Origin of the sequence: Olleya sp. YS, assembly GCF_029760915.1 — a bacterium.
Taxonomy (GTDB): Bacteria; Bacteroidota; Bacteroidia; order Flavobacteriales; family Flavobacteriaceae; genus Olleya.
Genome location: NZ_CP121685.1, coordinates 1,974,384 through 1,995,408, shown reverse-complemented (window position 1 = coordinate 1,995,408; position 21,025 = coordinate 1,974,384). Strand labels below are relative to the sequence as shown.

The window sequence follows — 21,025 nt, the reverse complement described above, 5'->3', positions numbered from 1 at the left end:
TATTAATATAATGTTTTGCGTTATATTTTTACAATTATAGAAGATTGAATAATTGCTCTCGGCTAGACCACTCAAGATTTACAGCACCAGTCTGTTTCTGAAGATGAATTAGGTAATGACCTATTTTATTAGGTTTGTACCCTCTGGCATCAGTATCTAAAATTGTTATTTTTTTGCGTACATAATTTTTATACAAGGATTCATCCGCCATTTCAAATAATGTATTTGCTTTGAAAATACTATTTGAAAAATAAGAAACCGAACTACCTGTTATGTAATTTAGTAATGTAATTTCACTAGGACTATAGTAATACAACGCATTAAATTTCAATTCTTTTTTCTCTGGATTCAAGAAAGTATTGAATTTTACTTTTTCAATTGGTACGTTAGATTTTATATAATCATTAGCTAATGTTACAAATCTTTTTTGCGCTTCCTTCTCTTCCTTATCAACAAACTCTATTAAAGACGTACTAACAATATTTTGAATAAAAGTAGCCAAATCTAACACCCTTGAAGGAATATCTATTAAGTTATTGGTCTTAACATAATAAAATGATACCTGATTACTGTCTTTATTATTTACTGTTTCTTTGATATTGAAAGCATTGATATAATGAAACAGAATTTTATTAAAACAACCATCTTCATTAAATATATCATTATCATATACACCGCCATTAACCCAACCACCATCTGTAATAATAAATTCGTCTCCTCTTTTTGTTAAAAATACAGATATAAATCTATCATTAGTTGTAGCATAGGGTGTTATTATTTCAATTGAAGCTCCTCTTTGTTTTGTTTGCCAAACTGAAGAAAAATTATCTTTTATTGAATTTATTATATTATCTAATTCCATTTAAAATGCTATATTTTCATTGGGATCTGGTTTAGAAAAATCAATACCCAAAGAATTACTTGAAATTTTAACTTGAGGGAAACTATTCTCTTTTACTCTTAAATTAGCCTCGTGAAAAAAATGTGCTATACATAGGTTAATATCTTCCAATGCTTTAGCTTCTTTTTCGTTTAATAACTTATCTGTTTTATAAGCTATTTCTGTACCTACTTCATTAAACTTATGAAAGTGAGGTGTTGTTACTACATTTTCTACTAATGTAACACCATCAACTCTATTTCTATGTGTATCACCATCACTATCAAACCTAAAGAACGGATAAGGAATGTATTCTTTAGACCTTATTTTAAACTGAAAAAACTTATAATTATCAAGCTTTACATTTACAATGAATAACATTTTTGAATCTAGTAACTCTTGCTCTATAACTTCTTGAAACTCTAAAGTGTTTGCATTATTACCAACTTCATTAATTTCAATTACTTCTGAAAAAATTGACTTCCTTTCAGATAAAAGTCTCTTATAATATGAATAATCCTCTTTAACCTTTAAACTCTTTGTAACACCCATAAAAAAATCGTTGTTAACTTCAACTGTTAAATGTATCGAGATTTGATTACTAAACCTAAATTTTATTAAACTTTCATCCATACTATATAACTACATTTATTTTACCCCTGTTTTAAGGTATATTACAAGTATTAAAACATTAGTTGTTTTTACAATAATTTATCTGCTCTAAAATTTTACTTCTTATGTTATTTTCTAATTCAAAATCTGCATACTTTTCTAATAGTTTAGCGTACTTTTTTCTGTATATGGTAAATGAATCTTTATGATGTTTTTTCAAACCATTAAAACAAGCATTATCCTTCATAGCACCCATTAATAATATTTCTTTTGGTTGTAGTTCTTGATAGTTAATTATTGGCTGTTTCTTTATAGTGTCATAAACTTTTAATAATTCATCACCAAATGCATCAAACTTTATCTTGTTTACCAAATCTGCCACTATATAAATACCGATTGCATTTTTACCTGTGTTAGTATATCTATGACTCGCTTCTAATTCAAACCTTATTAAACTATTATCTACTGTTATACCAGATTCATTTTTAGTTTGATATGTTTTATCATAACCTTTTATATTATAATTTGTAGCTTTAAAATGAGCACCATAAACACGTGTTTTATTACGCATTACTAAAGGTTTTTTACCTCTATATTCAAGCCAATTTTTAAAGGTATTATCTTCTATATCATTAATTACAACCCCTACCGACGTTCTTTGAACTTGTGCTTCATATAAATCAAAATCAAAGTAAGAATCTAACTCTGCTACTGCCTTTACAACATCTGTATAACTAAATGGTTTGTAATTATTGTTCATATAAAATTTTTGCAAACTATTACTTATTGTAAGCTCTGAACCTCTTAATTTTAAATCAAGGTTTTTTAGCTTTGCTACATAAGAAGTTATTTCACCAATCTTCTTATTATAATTTGGTGACCATAAACAATTATTCCAATAAAAAGGTTTTTCGACTCTGGCAACAGCTTCTTTTGGTAGTTTGTTTATTTGTTGTACTATAACGCTAGTATCATACAAAGCGACTACCTTTTATTTTTAAATGCTTTTCTGTAATTATTATCTAACAGCTTTTGAACATCACTCATACGATAATAGATTTTAGAACCTATTTGTGAAAATGAAATAACACCTTCATCTCTCCAAGTTTGAGCAGTTCTTTTACTAATATTCATTAATAACAAAAACTCCTGATTATCTAAAAATGTGTCTTGAGGCTTCTTTTGTTTTTCCTCTAATTGCTTGTTTAAATTGTCTAAACGACTAACTAAATCTTTGTACTGTTGGGTGCTTAAAATTATTGCTTCCATTACGATATATTTTTAAAATTATACCGCAATATTGCCTTTAACATAGGTAGCTATAAGAGTACCCTTATATTACCCTTATAACAAGTGTATTTTAGTGAAGTGGCTTGTTTTTTATATACTGTAATGCTTCCTTTTTATAATTTTCAGAAGTTGTTGATGCATCTAATTCTGACTTTAATACTAAATTTATTTTATCGGCAAAAACATTGCATAAAGTTGACAAACCAATATTAGGAATTATCATCTTATCTCTTAATGCTTCAATCACACCCCTTAATGCACCTTTTTTTCTTGGTGTTAAAATACTAGTGCCATTTAGCGTTATACTTAAATCTTCAAGTAACTGCAAAATATAATCTTGTTTGTTAGTTTGAGGAATAAGAGAATTGAAATCTTTCTTTAATTCTTTAGATGTTTTTTTAGAGGTAGATGTAATACCTCTTTTAAAATCGTTTAAAGCATTTGTTGTAGCTTCTTTAAATAACTCAAAATGATTTGCATAATGCTTCCAAACGTGCATTGCGTATTTTGATAAATAAGTTTCTTCTTTGTATTCCATATAATTCGGAAACCAATACGTATCGTGATACAGTCGTTTAAATGCTTCAGCTCTTTTTTCTGGTGTATGGGTTTTAAATTGATTTAATGATAATGTTAGATATTTATTAATTTCAAAGTCGTTTAATGGCTTGATTCTTTCAAATAGCGAGTTTAGAAACTCATTATATAAGTCACCAGAAATGAAGTTATCAAAATACATTGGGTCAAAAGTGTATTTTTCCCATTCATCATCAAGTTTACGTTTGTATTCTACTGCCTCTATTGCTAAACGTTTTTCTAATTCTTCTACAATAAAAACGTCTTTATGTTCATTGTTCTGAAAGTTATTATACATACTCATCTTTTTTAATTGATGTATTTATCTACTGCATTATCCAACTCACTACTAATAATTTTTGCGTACACTTGTGTTATACCAATATCGGAATGATCCATTAATTTAGATACGTGCTCTATTCTCATACCATTATTTAATGCTCTGGTAGCAAATGTATGTCGGCTAATATGAAAGGATAAATTGAAAGGTAGTTCTAATTCTTCACCCATTCTGCTCAAATACATATTACTCAATGAAATTGCCCTATTGGTTATTAAACTTCTGTGCTCTCTATCTTTAAAATATAACTCGTCAACTTTAGCAAATGGAAAAATTATATCATTTTGCTTTTGGTCTTGGGTTCTGTATTTCTCTAAAATATCAACCGCTTTTTGACCTATTCTAATACTATGCTGTCTTTTCGTTTTTCTTATCGTCTTTGTAATTCTGTGATTTTTGCTATCGTAATGCTTCCATTGTAATTCGATAACATCTCCAAAACGCAACCCTCCAGAAAAAACAGAAAAAATAAACATATCTTTAATAACCTGTGCTTTGTACTGTTGCGGTACTTCTAAATTGATAAAGGCTTTAAATTGTTCTTCGTTTAAATAACGTTTTGTAGTCTTATTTTTCTTTACTTTAAACTTGGTAAAGGGTACAAGCTCGTTGGATATTAAATCTTCTTTCTTGGCTTCTCTAAACATTAAGTTTAGGATTCTAAACGCATAATTTATAGTAGTGTTATTATTACCTAATTTAGAACTGCAATGTGATGCGTATTCTTTTAAGGTTGTAGCTGTAATATCATCAAACATTATTTCACGATGCCCTATAAACCTTTCAAACTTTTCTATGTTGTTTTTATAGCTTCTGTAAGTAGATAGTGTGACAGTATCTTTAAGCTTCTCGCATCTATCATAAGCAAACTCAAAAAAGTTAATTAAGGGTTTACCCTTAATAGCTTCTTTTATTCTTCTTGCTGATGTAGATTGATTTCTTCTTTCAAGGTCTGCAATCTCGCCTTCTGCATCTGCTATCTTTTTGGATATGTATGCGTTTAATCTTGTAGAGCTTTTATGATTCTTCTTGACTTTTTGTTTATCTTCATCCCATTCATTCGGTTGCAATTTTACACTCAATGAAATGAATTTAGTTTTTCTGTTTTTGATTACTCGTAAATAAAGCGGTGCAAGTCCTGCTTTATCTATCTTGTTTTTCCTTAAAACTACTTTAATTGAAGACATAAAACCCTGATTAATAGGCAGTGCAAATGGGTGCAACGCAATACGAAGGTACAACAATAGGTACAACAAACCTAACTTTTAGTAGCATTTTATTGCTTTATTTTGCATTACCTAAAAACACAAAAACCTTATATATAAAGGGTTTAAAGGCAATTTGATGAAAATAAGTAATAATACTATATAACAATGTATAACCGCAATTACGGCGGATTCGACTAAGTCCGAATCCACTCGGAATTGCTAACGCTAGTGAATAAAAGAAAACAATAACTTAATTAACCCGTAACTGACGGTTATACGAGACCGTTAGCAGCAATATGGATAATAGCAATATTCAAGATAAACCTGAAGACGGTTTTAACTCAGCAATCAAATGGTGGGAAAGAAAAAGGTTATGGTATAATCTAATAACTCTTGTTGGTGGATTACTTGTTGTTTTACTAAGAGGAGATGTGCCGAATGGAATTTCAAGTTACAGTGATTTTTATATGATATTATTTTGGCTATTCGGAGCAAACATATTCTTTACTTGTGGATGGGGAATTGAAGCATTATCTGTTTACTATTTAAAAACAAAATATTTTGGGAATGGACTCAGAACACTTCTTTTTGTTTTAGGATCAGTATTCTCTTTTTTTTGGATGTTTATTCTAACTCGATCAATTCAATAACCATAGAATAAAATTGAATTTATAATACAAGTGCTAACAACGTGTATAGTTCATTGCTTAATGGTGTTTAAAGTTTACCACGGAAATTCTGCCGAATTTCCTTCACGCAGTTTCTTTTTGCTAACTTAGCTCTAACAGCAACGAAACCATACACGAACACGTCACCTGTAATTTATGAAAAACGCACTACTTATCATTTTAGCTTTTATAATAGTTAATTGTAAATCCCAAAGTCAAGAATCTACAGAAGAACTAAATGTCCTTTTTATAGGAAATAGTTTGACTTTTTACCACGATATGCCTCAAATGGTTCAAAAAATGCTTAATGAAACAAATCCGAATATTAAAATACATCAAAGTACTTTTCCCGGAATGTTTCTTGGCTGGCATTTGGACAAAACAATTGTAACCCAAGATGAAGAAAGTATAAGCGTTCGTGAAAAATCAGAAACTGAAATTACTGAGACTGAAAAAAAATTATCTGAAAAAAAGTGGGATATTATTATTTTACAAGAAGGAACCATAAGGGTACTGATACCTGAATTGAGAAATTTAGTGGTAGATTCTTCAATCAAAAAAATAAAGAAATTCGTTAATAATCCTAACTGTCGATTTATCTTATTTAATACTTGGGCATCGAAAATCGAATATCCTAAAGAATACTGTCATCCAGGATTTTTAATAGACGATTCACTAGAAAAAAACAAAAAATATTGTTCAGAGAATATAAAAAATTTGAAACAGCATAATGATGTTGTAAACTTATCGTATCAAAAACTAGCTGATAAGAACAACATCGAAAAATCAAATAATGGAAATTTATTTTTTAAAACTCGTGTAAAACATCCAGAAATTGAGCTTTTCGATGATTCATTTCATCCTTCTAAATATGGTTCATTTTTAAATGCTTGTGAGTTCTATCAAATTTTATCGAGTAAAAAAGCTATTGATTTAAAATATATTGGGGAAATAGAACCAAAAACTGCGGAATTATTAAAAAGAGTTGCTGAATAATAACTACAGATAACATCCGTATATAACAAATAGAAATCGATAAACAGCACGACTTCTCAATCTCTAATATTATAATCTATGCATAACATTAGGTTTCAAACTAATTAAAATCTTTAACAACCTGTTAAAGTTATAACATGCAATTATTCTGTAATTTTACAATATAAAACACAGCATAAAATAATTTAATCCACAACAGCTATGACCAGTAAACAATTACAATTAGTAATGCTATCTCTTTTTTTATGTGTAGTAGTAAACGCTCAAGAATCTACCAAAGCGGTTTACCCATTAAAAGCAGATGTAGAAACACTAGATGGTATTATTAATGCTTATTACGATGTTATTTCTGGTCCTGCTAATCAAGCTAGAAATTGGGAGAGAGATGCGTCACTACACCATCCTGATGCGTTAATTACTGTAACAGGAAAAGATAAAGACAATACACCTTACATCATAACTCAGACATTAGAAGAGTATCATAAAAGCTTCGGGATTCCTGAAGCTGGTTTTTTTGAATACGAATTAAAAAGAGAAGTCCAAACTTTTGGTAACATAACACATGTTTGGACGTATTATGAAACCAGAGAAGAAGAAAACGGTCCAGTTGTAGACAGAGGGATTAATAGTATTCAATTATATTATGATGGTAATCGATGGTGGATTCTCTCTTGGATGTTTGATAACGAAAGAAAAGACAATCCTTTAAACATTAAATCCGAAGACTAAATAAGCCTTTAAATAATAACTTTACGTTCCTAATTTGTTTTATGAAATTCAAAATAAAATCAGATTTTAGTCCTACAGGAGACCAACCAGAAGCGATTAAGCAACTGGTAGATGGCTTAAATGCTAAAGAAAAATACCAAACCCTTTTAGGTGTGACTGGTTCTGGTAAAACCTTTACGGTTGCTAATGTCATAGAAGATGTACAAAAACCTACCTTGGTCTTAGCACATAACAAAACATTAGCTGCTCAGTTATATTCTGAATTTAAACAGTTTTTTCCGGATAACGCTGTAGAGTATTTTGTGTCTTACTATGATTATTACCAACCCGAAGCTTATATACCAACCTCTGGTGTGTATATAGAAAAAGATTTATCTATTAATGAGGAGATTGAGAAAATGCGTTTAAGCACAACCTCTTCTCTACTCTCTGGACGTCGTGATGTACTAGTAGTCGCTTCCGTTTCCTGCTTGTATGGTATTGGTAATCCTGTGGAGTTTCAAAAAAATGTAATTACCCTTGAAGTAGACCAACACATCTCACGCACCAAATTATTACACCAATTGGTACAAAGTCTGTATTCGCGTACCGAAGCCGACTTTAGACATGGTAATTTTAGAATTAAGGGAGATACGGTAGATATTTTCCCTAGTTATGCAGATGATGCCTTTCGCATTCACTTTTTTGGTGATGACATTGAAGAGATTGAAGCCTTTAATATTCAAACCAATGAAGTAGTCGAAAAATATGACCGACTAACCATCTATCCAGCCAATATGTTTGTGACTTCTCCAGACATTTTGCAAGGTGCTATAAAAAACATTCAAGACGACTTAGTAAAACAACACGACTATTTTAAAGACATAGGCAAACATCTGGAAGCCAAACGCTTAAAAGAACGCACCGAATTTGATTTAGAGATGATTCGTGAGTTAGGCTATTGTTCTGGTATTGAGAATTACTCGCGTTACCTGGATGGTCGTGAACCAGGAACTAGACCTTTCTGTTTACTAGATTACTTTCCAGAGGATTACTTAATGGTTGTGGATGAGAGTCATGTCACCATTTCTCAAGTTCATGCCATGTATGGTGGTGACCGAAGCAGAAAAGAAAATTTAGTAGAATATGGTTTTAGATTGCCAGCAGCAATGGACAATAGACCTTTAAAGTTTGAAGAGTTTGAAGCCTTACAAAACCAAGTGATTTACGTATCTGCAACTCCTGCAGATTACGAGCTACAAAAAACAGATGGTGTTTATGTCGAGCAGGTGATACGTCCTACAGGACTATTAGATCCCATTATTGAAGTTAGACCTAGTTTAAATCAGATAGATGATTTAATTGAAGAAATCCAGCTACGCGTTGAAAAAGACGAACGTACTTTAGTTACTACTTTAACTAAACGAATGGCTGAAGAATTAACAAAATATCTTAGCCGAATTAATGTCCGTGTTAATTATATCCATAGCGATGTGGATACTTTAGAACGTGTTCAAATCATGCAAGATTTACGTAAAGGAATTTATGATGTCTTAGTTGGTGTTAATTTATTACGTGAAGGTTTAGACTTACCTGAAGTATCTTTAGTCGCCATTTTAGATACTGATAAAGAAGGGTTTTTGCGTTCGGCTCGTTCGCTTACACAAACGGTTGGTAGAGCTGCTAGAAACTTAAATGGTAAGGCCATTATGTATGCAGACAAAATTACCAAAAGCATGCAAAAAACTATTGACGAAACTGAATACAGACGTCAAAAACAAATTGCCTACAATACCAAAAACAACTTAGTACCTAAAGCTTTAAATAAAAACTTAGATAGTGCATTATCAAAAAACTCGGTAAGTACGTATAGTTACGAGTTAGAAGCTGCGCGTGCTGCAGAACCAGAAAGTGAGTATTTATCTAAAGGCGAGTTAGAAAAGAAAATTCGTGAAAAACGTAAAATTATGGAAGAAGCTGCAAAAGCATTAGACTTTATAGTTGCTGCTAAATTACGTGATGAAATTAAAGTATATCAAGGGAAGTTGGAAGAATTGAAAAGTTAAGTTTGTTATTACTAATACTTAACAAAAAAAACACCTTTCGTCACTTCGAGTGATTTTTGAAGCATGAAAAAATTGTATCGAGAAGCCAATACCTACTAAATTATGAAACTATCCTATGTTTATATTTTAGAATGTTCCGATAGAACATATTACACTGGAATTACATCAAATCTAAATAAAAGAATTACCGAGCATCAATATGGTAAACATATTGATAGTTATACATATAATAGGAGACCAATAAAGTTAGTTTTTTATGCAGAATTTACAGATATAAATTTGGCAATTGAAAGTGAAAAACAAATTAAAAAATGGTCAAGAATTAAAAAAGAAGCATTAATTAATAATGAATTTAACAAGCTTCCTAATTTAGCCAAGAAAAAATTCTAGAAGTTCTCGATACAATTCTCCTACGTCGAATCACTCGAACTGACGAAATATATCGAATTGGTAAGTTTTACTTAATTATACTGTACCTTAAAAATATCAATCAGTACCTCAGCTGGTACCATCATATCTGGAAAGCCTTCCATTAAGTATAATACCTTAGTAATAGATTCGTGGTTTAGTCCCATTCGTAATCCATAATTATATAGTTTGGCTAATTCTTCTCTAGAACGTTCTTTATCCACATGCATCAATAAAACCATTCTGTGAAATTGTACAATACGCTCGCTATGCGACTTAAGTATTACTCGACTAACAGGATGATTGATTAAATAATCAAAATCCTCTCTTGACACTTCTAATTGTTTAGCAACTGCTAACAAAAAGTTATACTCAACAGTTTTTAGACTATCGTCACTTTTCGCAAAAGCTATCATCTCTGATAATAAACTTAATTTTTCTACTCTATTAGGCATAACTCGAGGGATTAATAATACATTATAAAGTTAAGTATAAAACATAATTAATAATCGTTGAAAGCGCGTAGCTTATCGAAAAATCACTAGTTTTACATCGATTTTAACTGCTTTTAATCAATATTTTAGAGGTTTTTAGCACAAACCGAGCTTGTAATTAACTAATTTTCAATAGATTAAAATGACGAATAACGATATATTTAAAAAACTAAGGGTAGCGCATAAATTGCGTGACACAGACATAATTGAGATTTTAAAATTAGTAGATTTTAGAATTTCTAAATCTGAGCTTAGTGCATTTTTTAGACGTGAGGATCATCCTAACTATGTAGAATGTGGTGACCAAATTCTACGTAATTTTTTAAATGGATTGGTTATTCATTTACGTGGACCCATGCCTAAAAAAGGTGAACGTCCACAAGGCAAATTTTCCGCGACAGCAAAACCTAAAAAAATTGACACCACCAAAATGTATAAACCAAAAAAAAAGAGCAACGATTAACGTTGCTCTTTTAATTTATATAAGACTCTTTAACTAGCTAAGAGTGACTTTATAATTGTTTTATGCTAAAACAGCTTGTACTTTATCTGCTGCTTCTTGGAACTCGGTAGCACTCATCACATCTAATCCAGAATTGTCAATCAATTCTTTAGCGATGTCAGCATTAGTACCTTGTAAACGCACGATGATTGGTACGTTAATAGCATCTCCCATATTTTTATAAGCATCAACTACACCTTGTGCCACACGGTCACAACGTACAATTCCACCAAAAATATTAATCAAGATCGCTTTTACAGCAGGATCTTTTAAAATAATTCTAAATGCTGCTTCAACACGAGCTGCATCTGCCGTACCACCAACATCTAAGAAATTAGCTGGCTCACCACCAGCTTGCTTAATTAAATCCATGGTAGCCATAGCTAATCCTGCTCCATTTACCATACAACCCACGTTTCCGTCAAGGTCTACATAGTTTAATCCTAACTCACCAGCTTCCACCTCTATTGGGCTTTCTTCACGTAAATCACGTAATGCTGCTAAATCTTTATGTCTGTATAGGGCATTATCGTCTATAGTTACTTTAGCATCTACAGCCAAAATCTTATCATCACTAGTTTTTAACACTGGATTAATTTCAAATAAAGACGCATCCGACTTATCGTAAGCAGTGTATAATGCAGTAACAAATTTTGTCATCTCTTTAAAAGCCATTCCGCTTAATCCTAAATTAAAGGCTACACGACGAGCTTGAAAAGGTAATATTCCTGTTGCAGGATCGATTTCTTCAGTAAAAATTAAATGTGGTGTTTCTTCTGCAACCGTTTCTATATCCATTCCTCCTTCGGTAGAATACATAATCATATTACGACCATTACCTCTGTTTAATAACACAGACATGTAAAATTCGTTTGGCTCAGAGTCTCCTGGATAATACACATCCTCTGCCACTAATACTTGATGTACACGTTTACCTTCTGCAGATGTTTGCGGAGTTACTAAGTCCATACCAATAATTTGACCAGCAATGTCTTTAACTTGGTCTAAATTTTTAGCCAACTTAACTCCACCACCTTTTCCACGTCCACCAGCATGTACTTGTGCTTTAATGACATGCCATCCTGTTCCTGTGTCTTCGGTTAGTTTTTTTGCTGCAGCAACTGCTTCATCAGCATTTTGTGCAACAATACCACGCTGAATACGTACGCCAAAGCTGCTTAATAATTCTTTTCCTTGATATTCGTGTAAATTCATCTTTATTAATGGATTTATATATTATTTCCGCAAAAGCGAAAAACTTAAAATTTTAGAGCTACAAAAGTAAATAATCACATTTACTTACCCTAATAATTAATTATGAAAAAACAGTAGTACAATTATGAACAATTTAGATTGTTAAATAATTAACAAATTGTTTTAAATATGTAATATTACGTTACTTTAATTTTTAAAAAGAAGGAAACAAATACCTTTGACAAAAAGAAAACAAAATGCAAAACAGTCAATTATTACAAATAGCACAAGATTTTGGGAGCCCTATTTATGTTTATGATGCAGAACGTATCGCCACACAATACAACAGACTTAGTACTGCTTTTAAAGGCGTTAATCAATTAAAAATTAATTATGCGGTTAAAGCCTTGTCTAATATCTCGGTTTTAAAATTAATGAAACAATTAGGTGCTGGTTTAGATACTGTTTCCATACAAGAAGTACAATTAGGATTGGCTGCAGGTTTTAATGCAGAAAGCATCATTTTTACGCCAAATGGCGTGTCTTTAGAAGAAATTGAAACGGTTGCTAAATTAGGTTGCCAAATCAATATTGATAATCTATCTATTTTAGAACAATTTGGAACTAATCACCCAGAGATTCCAGTTTGTATTAGAATAAATCCACATGTTATGGCAGGTGGAAATACTAATATTTCTGTTGGACATATTGATAGCAAGTTTGGAATTTCCATTCATCAAATACCACATATACTTAGAATTGTAGAAAATACTAAAATGAACATTAACGGTATCCATATGCATACTGGTAGTGATATTTTAGATATTGATGTGTTTTTATATGCTAGCGAAATTTTGTTTGAAACCGCTAAACACTTTAAAAGTTTAGAATTTATAGATTTTGGTTCTGGATTTAAAGTTCCTTATAAAGCAGGAGATATTGAAACTAATATTGAAGAATTAGGCGAAAAATTAAGCACAAGATTCAACGAATTTTGTAAAGAATATGGTAAACCATTAACCTTAGCTTTTGAACCTGGTAAATTTCTAGTAAGCGAAGCTGGACAATTTTTAGTTAAGGTCAATGTTGTAAAGCAAACTACCTCAACTGTTTTTGCACAAGTAGACAGTGGATTTAACCATTTAATTAGACCTATGTTGTATGGCTCGCAACACGATATTAGAAACCTCTCAAACCCAGAAGGACGTGAGCGTTTTTACAGTGTAGTGGGTTATATCTGTGAAACAGATACCTTTGCTAACAATAGACGCATTTCTGAAATAAATGAAGGCAATATCCTTGCATTTAGTAATGCTGGTGCCTATTGTTACAGCATGGCTAGCAACTATAATTCGCGTTACAGACCAGCTGAAGTCTTAGTTTATAATGGCGAAGCCCATCTAATTAGACAACGTGAAACTTTTGATGATATTCTTAAAAATCAAGTAGAAATAGATTTTAAACCTAAAAAAGTGAAAGCCTAGTACCTAGTTATTAATTTGATAAGATGGTTTCGTTTTCTCGCAATAACTTACAGATTTTGATAAAAGGTTAATCCATTTTTATATAAATCGTAAAACGCAAATTCTCTAGTTTGCCAAGCGGTATCTTTAACTACGGTTTCTGGATGAAACACGTCTTTATCTTTATATTCATCATATAACGCGTCAACATATTGAGTGACTATACGCAGCATTGGTCTATCAACTTTAAAATCCCATTCCTTTTCATCGTGCCACTGCAAATGAATTTCAATATGATCACGACGTATTCCTGCATACGTTGGATTTTTAGGATCGTCTGCAAAAGCAATAGTAAATCCTAATTTTTGAGTATAAAAAAATAAGGCTGCTAACACATTTTGTACTGGTAATACAGGATGAATTTGATGTAATGTTGGTTTCATAAGTTATGTAAAGCAATGGATTGATGAATTAAATGTCACTATTATAAATATATTAACAATTTTGTTTAACTTTTATTATTAAATTGTAAACAAAAAAAATTGTTATGAAATCGAAAAATCACTTTATGTCCTATCGTACTCCTGCAGACATGCACTCTGATGGTGTTTATTTTAACGAAGAGCTACTAGCTAGAAAAAAAGAAATTGATGAGATGAATCGAAAATTACAAGATTCTAAAAATCAATAATTACTTTTTTACAGTTCCGGTAAAGTGATTCACTTTTGGATTTATAGGATTGCCAGTTACACGTCTAAATGAGGCAATTTGTCCACAATGCCAAATAGCATCTGCTATTGGTCCATTAATGTTATTCCAAAACGGAATCTGTCTTTCTCCAAAAATGATTTTGAATTGCGAGATATCTTCGCTTGCTCTTAAAATATCTGCTGCTTGTTTTAGATTTTTTAAAGTAGCAGCACGTTTGTCCTCAAAAGTTAAGTTAGCACTCTCTTTTGAATTGGCTTTTTTTAATGTTGAATTTAATATGATTTTTGATAGGTCGTAAATATGATCTACTGTTTCTGCAGTTGTCCTCACAGAATCTGTTGGTTTATACTCTAAATCTTTTTCTGTTAATCCATCCGTTGCATGATAAAATCTGAAACCTAACGCATCCACTTGTCGTGCTGCAACTGTACCTGCTGTGTAGCTTTCTGATGCTTCAGGCAATTCATAATATGGTAAATCATTATTTTGTGTTATAATGATTGTAGATAGAATTAATGTTAAAAGTAGTAATGTGTTTTTCATTTTACCTATTGTTATTAATATAATCTGTTGGGTCTAAATATCCTTCTGTTTCTGTTGAATAACCTGAGCCAATAGGCAATCCAATCTCATCTCTAATTTCTAGATGTAAATGTGCTAAATATGCACCATCAGCTGTGCCAATTGTGCCAATTTTTGTGCCTTTTGTAACGTAATCTCCTTTCTTCACAAAAACCTGTTTACAATGTGCGTAAAGAGATTCTACTTGTGTTGAGTCTGGATTGTAATGAATGATTCTAATGACGTTTCCCCAACCTCCTCTATAATCTTCTGCAAAAGATATGTAACCATTAGCTATTGCATAAATGGGATCACCAAAATCTGTATTCCCACCTCCTTTTCCGTTCCAATCATCTCCTAAATGGTCGTTTACTTGAAACCCTTGAGCATTATAATATTGTTTTGCATCTGGCTTTCCTACTGGAAAATCATAACCATTTGTAAATTTAAAAGTGTCTAATACTTTTTTTGAAACTATATTATCCTCATTTGTAGCAGGCATATTTTTTTTATTTTCGGTTTTACAACTGAAAGCAAATAGAATAATTAGTATAGTAAATCCAAATTTCAATGATTAATCCTTAAACTGTTTAACTTCAGGAATAGTATTGGTTCCATATTTATCAAATAAATACACTAAACTGGTCATGGTTGCTGCACCAAGTTCTAGCTCGCGTTTATTAACTGCATCAAACGTATCGTTTGCTGCATGGTGATGATCAAAATAGCGTTGCGAGTCTGGACGCAAACCAGCTAACACAATATTATCGTTTTTTAATGGTCCAATATCTGCTCCACTGTAGCCTTTTTCAAAATAATGAATCAAGTATGGCTTAAATAACGACTCCCAACCCAACACTTTATTTAATACTGCGTCACTACAATCAAAACTAAAACCACGAGGTGTAAATCCACCTGAGTCACTCTCTAAAGCAAAGACATGGTTTTCGTTGTTTTGTTTGGCTTCTTCTGCGTATTTTTTTCCACCACGCAAACCGTTTTCTTCGTTCATAAATAATACCACACGAATGGTACGTTTAGGTTTAATTCCGCTTTCTTTTAATAATCTAAGTACATCCATAGATTGTACTACTCCTGCTCCATCGTCATGCGAGCCATCTCCTAAATCCCAAGAATCAAGATGTCCTCCAACTACCATAAACTCGTTAGGATATTCACTTCCTGTAATTTCGCCAATGACATTATACGACAAGACATCTTCATATTGTTGACAGTTTTGTTTAAAGTAAAACGTCAAATTGTTATCTTTTTTTAAAGCTTCTGAGAGTTTGTTAGCATCATTGGTACTAATTGCTGCAGATGGTATGCGTTGCTCATTTGGTAAATCCAAATAACCCATACTTCCTGTATGTGGTAAATCGTCTTGACGCAAGTTTAACGATCTAACAATAACACCTACTGCTCCTAATTTTCCTGCTTCGTAAGCACCTGCGTATCGTTGTTTAGAGCATCCACCATAAGCCTCGAAAGTATTAATTAACTCTGGATTCATGGCACCATTAAAAAAGACTATTTTACCTTTTACTGTGTTGCCTAGTGCTTCTAATTCTTCAAAGCTTTTTACTTCTATTACGTTAGCTTGTAAACCTGAGTCTGATGTCGCAACAGAACCACCAAGTGCACAAATATTAACATCTATTTTGTTGTTATTGGTTGTAAAATAGCCCACTTCTTTTTCTCCACGTTCCCACTTAGGCACCATCACTTCTTGTAACCAGACTTTATCTAAACCTAGTTTTTCTAGTTCGGATTTAGTGTATTGCACTGCTTTTTCTGCATTTGTAGATCCTGATAAGCGTCCACCAATTTGGTTTGACAAATGGTCTAACCATTGATAGGCTTTACCATTGGTTAAGGACTGACTGTAAATGGTTTTTAAAACGTCTTGATCTGATTGAGAAGAAACGTTAATTGATAGTAATAGTGTTAGTAGTATAAATAGTTGTTTCATAGTAAGTGCGTTAGCGATTGAACGGTTTGTCTGAGCTCCTCGTAGAGAGCGAGTAGTGAAAGCGCGACCCTTGTGGTAACGCCAAAAATTATATTCATCTATTTTAAAATTCCTGTCGACGCAGGAATTGTTACTCGTTACTTAATTGTTCTTTATATAAATGTAAATTGGCTTTTGTTTTGTCATCCAATTCTGGTTCTTTAATATCTGTATATGTTTTTAGCGTATCGTATAATATTGATGCGACAATTAATCTAGCAGTAGGCTTATCATCTGCTGGAATGTTATACCATGGTGCATACTCCTTACTTGTTCTATTAATCGCATCTTCGTAACAATCCATATAGTTATCCCAAAGTTTGCGTTCTTTAAGGTCGCCTGCTGAGAACTTCCAATTTTTCTCCTTTTTGTTAAGACGACGTAATAACCTGTTACGTTGCTCGTCTTTAGACAGGTTAAGGAAAAATTTAAAAACTAATGTACCATTGTCTACTAAATGCTTTTCAAAATTATTAATTTGATCAAAACGCTGGTCCCAGAAAGCTTCATTAACGTCATCGACTGATGTTACAGTTGGAATATTCTCGTTTAAAATATATTCTGGATGCACGCGAGTCACCAAAACGTTTTCATAGTGCGTACGATTGTGTACTCCAAATTTACCACGTGCAGGTAATTTTATATAATGCCTCCATAGGTAGTCATGTTTTAGTTCTAATTCTGTAGGAACTTTAAAGCTCATGACCTCTACACCTCTAGCATTAAAATCTTTAAATACTTCACGAATTAAACTGTCTTTTCCTGACGTATCCATCCCTTGCAAACACACCAAAACGGAGTATTTACCATGTGCATACATAGTATCTTGCAACTTACCTAGTTGTCGTCTTACCTTACGTAAAGCGTCTTCTGTAGTGTCTTTATCTGCTCCTAAATCTAATCGACTTGGCAAATTATTTAATTTGATTTTTGATGTTATTTTATGGTCTTTGATATTAATTTGTTTCATGAAAGATTAAATTATTAATATTTAAATATAATGAAGATTTTGTAGATTCGTGCTCATATTTTCAATCTATGATAAATCGCTATTATCTATTATTACTGTTTTGCTTTATATCCTTATTTTCAATTGCTCAAGAAGATGTTGATTTAGATAGGTTTACGAAAAACAACATTACAAAGCCTAACATTTTATCTACTCACAGTTTTGGTGTCTTTTTTAATAGACTTCAAGGTCATTTTGAAAGGGAAGCACCAAACAAAAACTATATTAATTTTAGTATAGAAAGTGGTAATATATGGAGTCCTCCTGTCAATGTTTACATTCCAAAAAACGAAGCAGACAGAGCAATTGTTAGAGGTTACAATTGGGACCAAGCGCATAGGGCTTTTGACGAAAATACTATAGACAAAGATTCGTTTAACCTAGCTAATGATGGTGTAATTAAAGGTTTTAAAGCTGCTGTAAATATTAGGCTTGCTGAAAAACATGAATTGCAAATTGGTATAAGAACCTATCTATTAACTAAAGGAAAAACACCTTTTTCTATTTTTACCAATGATACAATTATTGAAGATTTTCATGATAATATTGCTGGTGGAAATGATCCTTTTGATAGACGCGTATTTGGATTAAACAAAGCTAATATAACTTATAATGATAGAGCAGGGAATACTGTAACTATTGATGCTGGAGATTTTTTTGCAACAGGTATAGAAGCTAGTTACTACTACTACCCAGATTTTATTAAAAATAAAACCATAGGTGTTAATTTTGGAGGACATTTGGGTGCAAATCTATCTAAAAGCAACTCGTCTTTAGATTTTGGTGTTTCTGCCAATGCTATTAAAACTATTGGTATTAATGACCGTAACACGTTTAATTTAGGATTAAGTTTAGGGAGTCTAAGAAAAGGGTTAGTAAATTTTAAATCGGATAATGTGATGTTTGGAACTAATAACTTTATAGGGTTTTTAGAGACTGCATTAGAATATAGTTTTATTTCTAAAAAAGGGACGATTCATACGTTTGGTACAGATTTTTATTTTCAAACTAGTTTAAATAAAAAAGACGAATTGGAATATATTATACCTATACGAAATGAAATGGCATTCAATTCTTGGGGACAAGGTGTTACCAACTTATATAAAAACAATAATTACTGGACGTTTATTTACTCTTTTGGTAAGAAAACTACAACCTTTTTTTATGTACAACAAGACTTAACTGTTAATAATAATCCTGATATACAAACAGGGTTTGGATTTAGATTTAATATTTAAAAAAAGCCTCTAATTTAGAGGCTTTTTGATTTTATTTACTAGCAAATAATTTGACATCTTGTTCGCTTACTTCACTTCCGCCAAGAATTATTAAACGTTCTACAACATTTCTTAACTCTCTAATATTTCCAGTCCAATCATAATCTTGAAGTAATTTAATTGCTTTTGCTGAAAACGATTTGTGAGCAGTCCCTTGTTCTTCTGCGATTTTAGCTGCAAAATGATTAATTAATAATGGTATATCTTCTCGTCTATCATTTAAAGCTGGTACTTTAACTAAGATAACTGCTAATCTGTGATATAAATCTTCACGGAATTTACCGTCTTCAATTTCCTTTTTTAAATTTTTATTGGTAGCAGCAATCACACGTACATTAACCTTAATGTCCTTATCGCTTCCCACACGCTGAATACGACTTTCTTGTAACGCACGAAGTACTTTAGCTTGTGCAGACAGGCTCATGTCTCCGATTTCATCTAAAAAAATGGTTCCACCATTAGCAGCTTCAAACTTTCCTGCTCTGTCTTTTGCAGCACTGGTGAATGCGCCTTTAACATGTCCAAATAATTCGCTTTCTATTAGCTCTGAAGGGATTGCTGCACAGTTCACTTCAATCATAGGTCCTTTAGCACGTTCACTTTTTTGATGTAACCAATGTGCAACAAGTTCTTTTCCGGTTCCGTTAGGTCCTGTAATTAGTACACGTGCATCTGTTGGAGCCACTTTATCTATAATATCTTTGATTTGAGCAATAGCGTCACTCTCACCAATCATTTCGTATTTTTTGCTGACTTTCTTTTTAAGAATAGTATTTTCTACAACTAATTCTTTTCTGTCCAACGCATTTCTAACTGTATTTAGTAAACGGTTCAAATCTGGTGGTTTTGATATATAATCAAAAGCACCTAAACGCATCGTGTTAACAGCTGTATCTAAATCGCCATGACCAGAAATCATAACCATTGGTATTTCTGGTTTTATTTTTTTTACTGCTTCTAAGACTTCAACACCATCCATTTTTGGCATTTTAATATCACAAAGAATGAGGTCATAGTCTTCTTTTTTTATTTTATCGATTCCAGCTAAACCATCTTCGGCTTCATCGACTTGATACGTATCATTTTCTTCAGAAAGTATTTTTATTAATACTCTTCTAATTGCAGCTTCGTCTTCTATTACTAATATTTTTGGCATTATATTTTAAATTTTATTCCTGTTCTTAAATAAAAGGCATTTACGTTATCTAATGTAAACACATCTTCTCTGTCTTTATTTCGTAATACATTGTTCATTTGCAAGGTATACCCAACATAGCTATAACCAACGAGGTGTTTTGTAAAATCATATTCATAACCTAATCCAGCTACTGCTATAGATAATGAAATATTATCTACTTGTCTACCTAATACAGATGTTGGTCTTTGTAAATGGGCAAAATAGCCATCCAACCCAATAAAAGCTTGCATAGAATTTTTGTCGTTAAAGGTATACTTTAAGTTTGATTTTGGTACACCTAAACTAAATGACCAATTGGCATTGACTTGTCTAAAATAACTAACAAACGGTAGTGGAAACGGTATACCAGTTGTGGTATTATATGTTAGCCCTAAGATTATTCTGTAAGGTCGTTTAATATCTGTAGCATCACGTCTATCCTTTATAAAAAAGACACCTCCATTTAAATAGACGTCATCCATGGTTAACTTTTCAGTTAATGTTGAAGCTATTCTAGGCGTCAAACGCACTCCTGTACGCCAATGTTGGTTTAACTTAAAAGTATATCCAATATTAAAATCTATAATATTTATAGTTTCAAGAGGCTCCTTATTAAATGGATAATTATCTTCTAGATTTAATATGATTCTGTTATATTCTCCTCCTAGAATTAGATAACAATCTTCTTTAGTTTTGACAGGGTAATTTAAAAGTAGTCTTAATCTTGTGTATTGATCTTCTGAATTACTTTTTGGTATAAATGAATATTCTAAACGCGCTAAATCCGTTAATTGCGCTTGTGAATAGTGTGCAAAACAAAGTATTACAATTAAAAATAATCCTGCTTTAGATATGTTAATTTTGGTCATATAG

The 21,025-nt window shown here is 31.8% G+C and carries 24 protein-coding genes; 9 read left to right on the top strand and 15 right to left on the bottom strand.

What is annotated here, in order from left to right; translation table 11 throughout:
* Positions 1–34: 34 nt before the first annotated feature.
* The 6 genes from Ollyesu_RS09125 to Ollyesu_RS09100 all read right to left on the bottom strand — a co-directional run bounded on the left by Ollyesu_RS09125 (position 35) and on the right by Ollyesu_RS09100 (position 4,885).
* On the bottom strand, positions 35–862 hold the full coding sequence (locus Ollyesu_RS09125) for a hypothetical protein (RefSeq protein WP_279300916.1): 828 nt from the start codon (positions 860–862) through the stop codon (positions 35–37).
* Complete coding sequence (locus Ollyesu_RS09120) at positions 863–1,432, bottom strand: hypothetical protein (RefSeq protein WP_279300915.1); 570 nt, start codon at positions 1,430–1,432, stop codon at positions 863–865.
* A gap of 139 nt (positions 1,433–1,571) precedes the next feature.
* Positions 1,572–2,471: a hypothetical protein gene (locus tag Ollyesu_RS09115; protein ID WP_279300914.1), complete on the bottom strand. Its 900-nt coding sequence runs from the start codon at positions 2,469–2,471 to the stop codon at positions 1,572–1,574.
* A gap of 5 nt (positions 2,472–2,476) precedes the next feature.
* The gene (locus Ollyesu_RS09110) at positions 2,477–2,761 is read right to left on the bottom strand and encodes a helix-turn-helix domain-containing protein (protein WP_279300913.1); all 285 of its coding nucleotides are present in this window, start codon (positions 2,759–2,761) and stop codon (positions 2,477–2,479) included.
* A gap of 91 nt (positions 2,762–2,852) precedes the next feature.
* Positions 2,853–3,656, bottom strand: a complete 804-nt coding sequence (locus Ollyesu_RS09105; RefSeq protein ID WP_279300912.1) for a hypothetical protein — start codon at positions 3,654–3,656, stop codon at positions 2,853–2,855.
* 11 nt (positions 3,657–3,667) lie between these two features.
* Positions 3,668–4,885: a site-specific integrase gene (locus Ollyesu_RS09100; RefSeq protein WP_279300911.1), complete on the bottom strand. Its 1,218-nt coding sequence runs from the start codon at positions 4,883–4,885 to the stop codon at positions 3,668–3,670.
* A 317-nt stretch (positions 4,886–5,202) separates the two neighbouring features.
* On the opposite strand from Ollyesu_RS09100, the gene Ollyesu_RS09095 reads away from it, so the two are divergent.
* From Ollyesu_RS09095 to Ollyesu_RS09075, 5 genes are all read left to right on the top strand, one after another.
* Positions 5,203–5,556, top strand: coding sequence for a hypothetical protein (locus tag Ollyesu_RS09095; RefSeq protein WP_279300910.1), 354 nt, complete (start codon positions 5,203–5,205; stop codon positions 5,554–5,556).
* Between the two features lie 174 nt (positions 5,557–5,730).
* A complete protein-coding gene (locus Ollyesu_RS09090) occupies positions 5,731–6,570 on the top strand; it encodes a DUF4886 domain-containing protein (protein WP_279300909.1) in 840 nt (279 codons plus the stop codon).
* Positions 6,571–6,771: 201 nt separating this feature from the next.
* Positions 6,772–7,299, top strand: a complete 528-nt coding sequence (locus Ollyesu_RS09085) for a hypothetical protein (protein WP_279300908.1) — start codon at positions 6,772–6,774, stop codon at positions 7,297–7,299.
* A 41-nt stretch (positions 7,300–7,340) separates the two neighbouring features.
* On the top strand, positions 7,341–9,344 hold the full coding sequence (gene uvrB / locus Ollyesu_RS09080) for an excinuclease ABC subunit UvrB (protein ID WP_279300907.1): 2,004 nt from the start codon (positions 7,341–7,343) through the stop codon (positions 9,342–9,344).
* A 102-nt stretch (positions 9,345–9,446) separates the two neighbouring features.
* On the top strand, positions 9,447–9,734 hold the full coding sequence (locus tag Ollyesu_RS09075; protein WP_279300906.1) for a GIY-YIG nuclease family protein: 288 nt from the start codon (positions 9,447–9,449) through the stop codon (positions 9,732–9,734).
* Positions 9,735–9,805: 71 nt separating this feature from the next.
* Here Ollyesu_RS09075 and Ollyesu_RS09070 read toward each other — a convergent pair whose 3' ends face one another.
* On the bottom strand, positions 9,806–10,207 hold the full coding sequence (locus Ollyesu_RS09070; protein WP_279300905.1) for a TerB family tellurite resistance protein: 402 nt from the start codon (positions 10,205–10,207) through the stop codon (positions 9,806–9,808).
* A 175-nt stretch (positions 10,208–10,382) separates the two neighbouring features.
* Here Ollyesu_RS09070 and Ollyesu_RS09065 point away from each other — a divergent pair, with 175 nt between their 5' ends.
* On the top strand, positions 10,383–10,709 hold the full coding sequence (locus Ollyesu_RS09065; protein ID WP_347567271.1) for a DUF1456 family protein: 327 nt from the start codon (positions 10,383–10,385) through the stop codon (positions 10,707–10,709).
* Positions 10,710–10,769: 60 nt separating this feature from the next.
* Here Ollyesu_RS09065 and sucC read toward each other — a convergent pair whose 3' ends face one another.
* Complete coding sequence (sucC, locus tag Ollyesu_RS09060; protein WP_279300903.1) at positions 10,770–11,963, bottom strand: ADP-forming succinate--CoA ligase subunit beta; 1,194 nt, start codon at positions 11,961–11,963, stop codon at positions 10,770–10,772.
* A 236-nt stretch (positions 11,964–12,199) separates the two neighbouring features.
* Between sucC and lysA the strand changes: the two genes are divergently transcribed.
* Positions 12,200–13,426 carry a diaminopimelate decarboxylase gene (gene lysA / locus Ollyesu_RS09055; protein ID WP_279300902.1) on the top strand — a complete coding sequence of 409 codons (1,227 nt, stop codon included), beginning with the start codon at positions 12,200–12,202 and terminating at the stop codon, positions 13,424–13,426.
* Between the two features lie 47 nt (positions 13,427–13,473).
* Here the strand turns inward: lysA and Ollyesu_RS09050 are convergent, their stop codons facing one another.
* The gene (locus Ollyesu_RS09050; RefSeq protein WP_279300901.1) at positions 13,474–13,848 is read right to left on the bottom strand and encodes a VOC family protein; all 375 of its coding nucleotides are present in this window, start codon (positions 13,846–13,848) and stop codon (positions 13,474–13,476) included.
* 104 nt (positions 13,849–13,952) lie between these two features.
* Between Ollyesu_RS09050 and Ollyesu_RS09045 the strand changes: the two genes are divergently transcribed.
* On the top strand, positions 13,953–14,096 hold the full coding sequence (locus tag Ollyesu_RS09045; protein WP_279300900.1) for a hypothetical protein: 144 nt from the start codon (positions 13,953–13,955) through the stop codon (positions 14,094–14,096).
* Here Ollyesu_RS09045 and Ollyesu_RS09040 read toward each other — a convergent pair whose 3' ends face one another.
* From Ollyesu_RS09040 to Ollyesu_RS09025, 4 genes are all read right to left on the bottom strand, one after another.
* A complete protein-coding gene (locus Ollyesu_RS09040; protein WP_279300899.1) occupies positions 14,097–14,660 on the bottom strand; it encodes a hypothetical protein in 564 nt (187 codons plus the stop codon).
* 1 nt (position 14,661) lies between these two features.
* Positions 14,662–15,180 carry a M23 family metallopeptidase gene (locus tag Ollyesu_RS09035; RefSeq protein WP_279300898.1) on the bottom strand — a complete coding sequence of 173 codons (519 nt, stop codon included), beginning with the start codon at positions 15,178–15,180 and terminating at the stop codon, positions 14,662–14,664.
* 72 nt (positions 15,181–15,252) lie between these two features.
* Complete coding sequence (locus tag Ollyesu_RS09030) at positions 15,253–16,650, bottom strand: M20/M25/M40 family metallo-hydrolase (protein ID WP_279300897.1); 1,398 nt, start codon at positions 16,648–16,650, stop codon at positions 15,253–15,255.
* Positions 16,651–16,780: 130 nt separating this feature from the next.
* Positions 16,781–17,659, bottom strand: coding sequence for a PPK2 family polyphosphate kinase (locus tag Ollyesu_RS09025; protein WP_279300896.1), 879 nt, complete (start codon positions 17,657–17,659; stop codon positions 16,781–16,783).
* Positions 17,660–17,727: 68 nt separating this feature from the next.
* Between Ollyesu_RS09025 and Ollyesu_RS09020 the strand changes: the two genes are divergently transcribed.
* Entirely contained in the window at positions 17,728–18,936 is a 1,209-nt protein-coding gene (locus Ollyesu_RS09020; protein WP_279300895.1) for a hypothetical protein, read from the top strand.
* Between the two features lie 31 nt (positions 18,937–18,967).
* Here Ollyesu_RS09020 and Ollyesu_RS09015 read toward each other — a convergent pair whose 3' ends face one another.
* Together Ollyesu_RS09015 and Ollyesu_RS09010 are read right to left on the bottom strand one after the other, a co-directional pair.
* Positions 18,968–20,131 (bottom strand): sigma-54 dependent transcriptional regulator, encoded by a 1,164-nt coding sequence (locus Ollyesu_RS09015; protein ID WP_279300894.1) that lies wholly within the window; start codon positions 20,129–20,131, stop codon positions 18,968–18,970.
* A complete protein-coding gene (locus tag Ollyesu_RS09010; RefSeq protein ID WP_279300893.1) occupies positions 20,131–21,021 on the bottom strand; it encodes a DUF6268 family outer membrane beta-barrel protein in 891 nt (296 codons plus the stop codon). Before Ollyesu_RS09010 ends, Ollyesu_RS09015 begins: the two co-directional genes overlap by 1 nt.
* Positions 21,022–21,025: the final 4 nt, after the last annotated feature.

What these genes read in the sequence shown, in the direction of transcription:
- lysA (WP_279300902.1), top strand. Translation starts at nt 12,200, where the DNA reads ATGCAAAACAGTCAATTATTACAAATAGCACAAGATTTTGGGAGCCCT.
- Ollyesu_RS09045 (WP_279300900.1), top strand. Translation starts at nt 13,953, where the DNA reads ATGAAATCGAAAAATCACTTTATGTCCTATCGTACTCCTGCAGACATG.
- Ollyesu_RS09105 (WP_279300912.1), bottom strand. Translation starts at nt 3,656, where the DNA reads ATGTATAATAACTTTCAGAACAATGAACATAAAGACGTTTTTATTGTA.
- Ollyesu_RS09070 (WP_279300905.1), bottom strand. Translation starts at nt 10,207, where the DNA reads ATGCCTAATAGAGTAGAAAAATTAAGTTTATTATCAGAGATGATAGCT.
- Ollyesu_RS09010 (WP_279300893.1), bottom strand. Translation starts at nt 21,021, where the DNA reads ATGACCAAAATTAACATATCTAAAGCAGGATTATTTTTAATTGTAATA.
- Ollyesu_RS09095 (WP_279300910.1), top strand. Translation starts at nt 5,203, where the DNA reads ATGGATAATAGCAATATTCAAGATAAACCTGAAGACGGTTTTAACTCA.
- uvrB (WP_279300907.1), top strand. Translation starts at nt 7,341, where the DNA reads ATGAAATTCAAAATAAAATCAGATTTTAGTCCTACAGGAGACCAACCA.
- Ollyesu_RS09035 (WP_279300898.1), bottom strand. Translation starts at nt 15,180, where the DNA reads ATGCCTGCTACAAATGAGGATAATATAGTTTCAAAAAAAGTATTAGAC.
- sucC (WP_279300903.1), bottom strand. Translation starts at nt 11,963, where the DNA reads ATGAATTTACACGAATATCAAGGAAAAGAATTATTAAGCAGCTTTGGC.
- Ollyesu_RS09015 (WP_279300894.1), bottom strand. Translation starts at nt 20,131, where the DNA reads ATGCCAAAAATATTAGTAATAGAAGACGAAGCTGCAATTAGAAGAGTA.
- Ollyesu_RS09085 (WP_279300908.1), top strand. Translation starts at nt 6,772, where the DNA reads ATGACCAGTAAACAATTACAATTAGTAATGCTATCTCTTTTTTTATGT.
- Ollyesu_RS09120 (WP_279300915.1), bottom strand. Translation starts at nt 1,432, where the DNA reads ATGGGTGTTACAAAGAGTTTAAAGGTTAAAGAGGATTATTCATATTAT.
- Ollyesu_RS09075 (WP_279300906.1), top strand. Translation starts at nt 9,447, where the DNA reads ATGAAACTATCCTATGTTTATATTTTAGAATGTTCCGATAGAACATAT.
- Ollyesu_RS09100 (WP_279300911.1), bottom strand. Translation starts at nt 4,885, where the DNA reads ATGTCTTCAATTAAAGTAGTTTTAAGGAAAAACAAGATAGATAAAGCA.
- Ollyesu_RS09125 (WP_279300916.1), bottom strand. Translation starts at nt 862, where the DNA reads ATGGAATTAGATAATATAATAAATTCAATAAAAGATAATTTTTCTTCA.
- Ollyesu_RS09090 (WP_279300909.1), top strand. Translation starts at nt 5,731, where the DNA reads ATGAAAAACGCACTACTTATCATTTTAGCTTTTATAATAGTTAATTGT.
- Ollyesu_RS09030 (WP_279300897.1), bottom strand. Translation starts at nt 16,650, where the DNA reads ATGAAACAACTATTTATACTACTAACACTATTACTATCAATTAACGTT.
- Ollyesu_RS09050 (WP_279300901.1), bottom strand. Translation starts at nt 13,848, where the DNA reads ATGAAACCAACATTACATCAAATTCATCCTGTATTACCAGTACAAAAT.
- Ollyesu_RS09025 (WP_279300896.1), bottom strand. Translation starts at nt 17,659, where the DNA reads ATGAAACAAATTAATATCAAAGACCATAAAATAACATCAAAAATCAAA.
- Ollyesu_RS09110 (WP_279300913.1), bottom strand. Translation starts at nt 2,761, where the DNA reads ATGGAAGCAATAATTTTAAGCACCCAACAGTACAAAGATTTAGTTAGT.
- Ollyesu_RS09040 (WP_279300899.1), bottom strand. Translation starts at nt 14,660, where the DNA reads ATGAAAAACACATTACTACTTTTAACATTAATTCTATCTACAATCATT.
- Ollyesu_RS09020 (WP_279300895.1), top strand. Translation starts at nt 17,728, where the DNA reads ATGATAAATCGCTATTATCTATTATTACTGTTTTGCTTTATATCCTTA.